The organism is Coleofasciculus sp. FACHB-1120, from assembly GCF_014698845.1.
In the GTDB taxonomy this organism is placed as follows: domain Bacteria; phylum Cyanobacteriota; class Cyanobacteriia; order Cyanobacteriales; family FACHB-T130; genus FACHB-T130.
Genome location: NZ_JACJTV010000070.1, coordinates 1 through 4516, shown reverse-complemented (window position 1 = coordinate 4516; position 4516 = coordinate 1). Strand labels below are relative to the sequence as shown.

The following is a 4516-nucleotide window of genomic DNA, read 5'->3' as shown; positions in this document are numbered from 1 at the left end:
TCCACAAATTTCACGGTCGGTTTTGCGGCGCGTGGCTCTGTCATAGACGGGTTCTGGCTTCTAGCAGTTTTACCCCATTATCCTCCTCCTAGAGTGACAGAAGAGCGTTATGTGACAGTTAAGAACTTTATTGTTTGTCTCCCAGCATGGGCAAAAAAGTAAGGGGTTTCACTTAAGAACTTTATTTTTCAATGTGGAACGACAGAGTAAGAGATTCAAGCGTTACCACTTAAGGACTCTATTGTTTGTGTACACATCTGGGTAATAAACTTTTTTAACCGGGAATTAAGCCTAATAGGGTAATCCTATTTAAGTGGCGGCGTCCTCACAGTTTAAATCCTCGACTTTTTTTGAAGAAGTCGGGGATTTTGCGTTTTGGAATTACATAGAACTGCTAGATCAAGTCTATCTGCTAAACGATATTTACAAACAGTATCGAAAAGTAAGAAAATGGGCTATTCATTTAAAGTCACATACTTCTATTGATCAAAATAAAATTCTCTCCCCTTTTGCTGGGCATCTTTCTGGTGTCGCTGGCGCTACGTGTCTCTGCAATTACCGTTCCCATCAATTCCGATGAAGTATTGTGGATGACTCGCGGTAGCACTTTTATACAGAACTTGCTGGAAGGAGATTTAACTGGCACCTATCGCCGTCATCATCCAGGCGTCACGAATATGTGGGTGATTGGCAGCAGTATGTTATTGAATTGCCGGTTGCACCAGCAGTTCCCAGGCTTGCTAGGTTTGAATCAGCCACTAGACCTGAATGCCTGTTTAAACCAAGTTCAGTTCCCCATCCTCTTCTACGTTCTGCCGCGCTTGCTACAGGCTGCGATCGCTTCAGCGTGTATGGTGGGTTTTTATATCCTCTCGAAGCGACTGTTGGGGCAATCCGTCGCGCTATGCTCTCTTAGCCTACTGCTACTCGAACCGTTCTTTTTGGCTTATCAGCGCTACCTCACGACTGACGCGCTCATGGCTGATTTTAGTATTTTGGCGTTGCTGCTATTTTTACTGTATCTGTGGAGCGATCGCTATCGTCGCCATTTGCTTGTCGCCTCTGGGGTATTTATGGGACTGGCGACAGCGACAAAAGTGACGGCTCTATTTATCTTGCCAGCGATCGCGATCTGGATCGTGCTGATTGAGTTGGGAAACTGGCGAACCAGCTTTCCTCCAAGCGGTTGGAAGCAGCAGTTGGCAAATCTCAGATGGTGGGGATTGAGCATTATAGGGACAATCGTTCTGATTTGGCCTGCGATGTGGGTGTCCCCCTCCTATGTTGTGGCGCAGATTTATAAAGGTCTATTGAAAGAGTCGGAAAGAGGCTCACTTTTCTTTTTAGGGCAAATCACTGATTCGCCAGGACTACTTTTTTATCCGCTGGTGCTGGCTTATCGTCTCTCACCCGTGCTGCAAGTGGGGTTGCTGGCATTTTTAGCGATATTGCTAATCCCCAAGCTGCGGCGTCACCAAAAGAGAATGCCAGAACTAACGGCACTCGCTTTAGTTCCCTTGTGCGTGCTGCTCATCCTCTCAGTCAGCGACAGCAAGATCGACCGTTACATTAATCTTTTCTTGCCAGTGTTAGCACTGCTATCAGCGGTTGGCTGGCTAGAAATAGTGGTTTGGGTCGGACGCAGCACGGAGGCACTGCGGCGTCGCTTCGGGAAGCATCACATTGGTAAACGGGGAATCAACCGAGGCGTAACGACAGCGATCGCGCTTTTCGGATTACAATTTATTGTCCTTATTCCCTACTATCCTTATTACATAAGCTATTACAACCCTCTGCTGGGCGGTTCGGGTGCTGCCAAACAGATATTTATGATCGGTCAAGGCGAGGGTCTCGACTTAGCCGCTAAATGGTTGAATCAGTCACCGAATGCCAAAGAAATCAAAGTCGCTAGTTGGTATAGTTCCTCATTTGCCGCCTATTTTTACGGTCAAACTTTACCGATAGAAAAAGATATCCTGCCCGATCCTCAACCTTGGACAACAGCGAATCGCGTGGTATTGTACTACAACCAATTCCAGCGTCAGTTGCCAGAACCAAAAGCGATCGCTTACTTTGTCCCCCAGCAACCGTTGTATGCGGCACGATTGCACGATATTGACTATGCACGAGTCTATCCTGGCCCGGTGCCTTTACCGGAGGATTTAGAACGCATTCAGGTTCCGCTTTCTGTATTTTTCGGCAAGCAGGTACAATTGCTCGGTTATGACCTGAATACTTCTAAACTCTTGCCCGATGAAGCGCTGGTAGTGACATTCTACTGGAAATTTTTAGCACCGATGCCCCCTGATATGACCATTAACATCAGTCTGCGTGACACGCAAGGAAACCTACAAAATCGTTCCGATGCACGTCCGCTGGATGGCTATTTTTTTACAGATAAAGTAACTTCAGGGACAGTCTTACGGGATGTCCATAAACTTACACTTACACCCGGTACACCAGCCAATCGCTACCGTCTTGAGGTAGGGTGGTATTCGCCTAGCAACGGACAAGCATTGGAAGTCCGCGATGCGGTCGGAAATTCCCCAGGAACCCAAGCAATCATTGGCGAGGTCGAGGTAATAAGGTCAGATACATAATATAAGCGCTTGACTAATTTCACCTATTACATAAAAACCTACATAAGGTTTGTCTGCTAGCTATTTAATTGGGAGCATCTCTCTTGTGAAAATTTATATAACCCATCCTCAGCTAGGATTTCTCCCTTTCTCCTTTCTCCCTCCCCGTAAACGGGGAGGGTTGGGGTGGGGTTCCGGAGTGTAATTAGCTTTTTAAAAGTTATTAAAAATATCCTCTTCATTTACCATTAGCCGCTCATGAATTATCAACTTTAGGCTTTCGCTGCCTATAAACTTAAAATTTTTATTAAGCATGACCCATTTAAAAAATATCTTTTTTCACATATTCATCCTATTTCTCTATGTTGGCTTTGTACTTGCAATTAGACCAGTCAATCAGGCTTTTGAATTCGATTATGATGAGGGATTAAATTTAATAAAAGCGCTTTTATACTCACAAGGCTTTTCTCTATATACGCAGATATGGAACGATCAACCACCTTTATTCACAGTCTTATTATCCTACTGGTTTAATATATTTGGATATTCAGTTTTTGCAGCACGGGTGTTGGTTATACTCTTCTCAGCACTCCTAATCTGGTCTTTTTATCAAATTCTACGCTTTTCTTTAGGAATAATACCTGCTCTTGTCGCTACACTCTTCCTCTTCACTTCATGGCTATTTCTTAGACTCAGCATTTCCGTGATGATTGGGATTCCCTCTCTATCGCTGGCAATGCTCTCTATTTATTTGCTAACTCTCTACAAACAGCAGCGTCGTAAACATTTCATCCTTTTATCCGGAGCCGTTCTAGCGGTATCTTTGCAAACGAAACTCTTTACTATATTTCTGGTTCCTTTAATGCTTTTTTATCTACTAAATTTTAAGCTGCCAGAACCGGAGGAAAGTAAATCAAAAAACTCTTTTTCGTCCTTGGTTTTCTCTCCACTAATTTTATGGTTAATAGTTCTTGCAGTTAGTCATCTAGGAATTAGCTTAATTTTTCAAGCTTTTAATTATGAACAGCTAATTCAAGCACACTTTGGAGAAAAAGTTCAAGGTCAATCAACATTTAATAATATTGAAAACTTACCTTATTTTCTTTATCAAGACTATGACTATGTATTTTTGGCATTTATTGGTTGCTTAGCAATTTTATTTAAAAAACACAGAGAGGGAATTTTTCCATTAACATGGCTGGTGACTGCTAGCCTAATTCTCCTTAAGCATAAACCTGTTTGGTATCACTACTATCCTTTACTGGCGATTCCTATCTGCTGGTTAGCTGGCTATGGAGTTGCTTTAGTCATTAGTTTATTTCCAGAAGAGTGGAATTCTAATCTCAAATCGCTAAACTTCAAAAAGCTAATTTTTCCTATCTTGGCAACAGCACTTTTGATTGTCTCAATGATTGCGATTCCTGCTAAGCCTAAAGGAAGACCACCCAAAAGCCTCGAAGTTATGAATCTAGTCTTGAAACACAAGGATTCTACTCAATGGATATTCACCGATCGTCCCATATACGCTTTTTATGCGGGTTTGCCGGTTCCTCCAGAAATTGCCATCATGTCAGATAAACGATTTAAATCGGGAAATTTGACTTTCGATGATATCATTACTGTTTTGAAAAAGTATCATCCTGAACAAATTGTCTTGGCAAGATGGATTGAAACATTTAAAAGTAACAGTCAATTCAACACTTACCTCAATGAAAATTACTCAAAGACTTATCAAGATGACAAAGGGACGGTAGAACATTATTTATTAAAAGAATCTTCCAGGTAAGGAAATGGCGAGTGCTGATCAATCAGGGTTATTTCATTCTGAATAACGTCAGTACGGGTTAAGCAGCAGGGGGTAAAACCCAGTCAAGATTGAGTGAAGGCTTCTTGGCCTGATGGCAATAAGCAATCAATCCACAGACAACATTGACCAG

At 42.5% G+C, this 4516-nt stretch carries 2 protein-coding genes and 1 pseudogene; 2 read left to right on the top strand and 1 reads right to left on the bottom strand.

What is annotated here, in order from left to right; translation table 11 throughout:
- The first annotated feature begins 482 nt into the window (after positions 1 to 482).
- A complete protein-coding gene (locus tag H6H02_RS26345) occupies positions 483 to 2600 on the top strand; it encodes a glycosyltransferase family 39 protein (protein WP_199329617.1) in 2118 nt (705 codons plus the stop codon).
- 292 nt (positions 2601 to 2892) lie between these two features.
- Entirely contained in the window at positions 2893 to 4365 is a 1473-nt protein-coding gene (locus H6H02_RS26340) for a glycosyltransferase family 39 protein (protein ID WP_190823363.1), read from the top strand.
- A gap of 58 nt (positions 4366 to 4423) precedes the next feature.
- On the opposite strand, the pseudogene H6H02_RS28035 reads toward H6H02_RS26340, so the two are convergent.
- A pseudogene (locus tag H6H02_RS28035) lies at positions 4424 to 4516 on the bottom strand (IS982 family transposase); the annotation flags it as partial.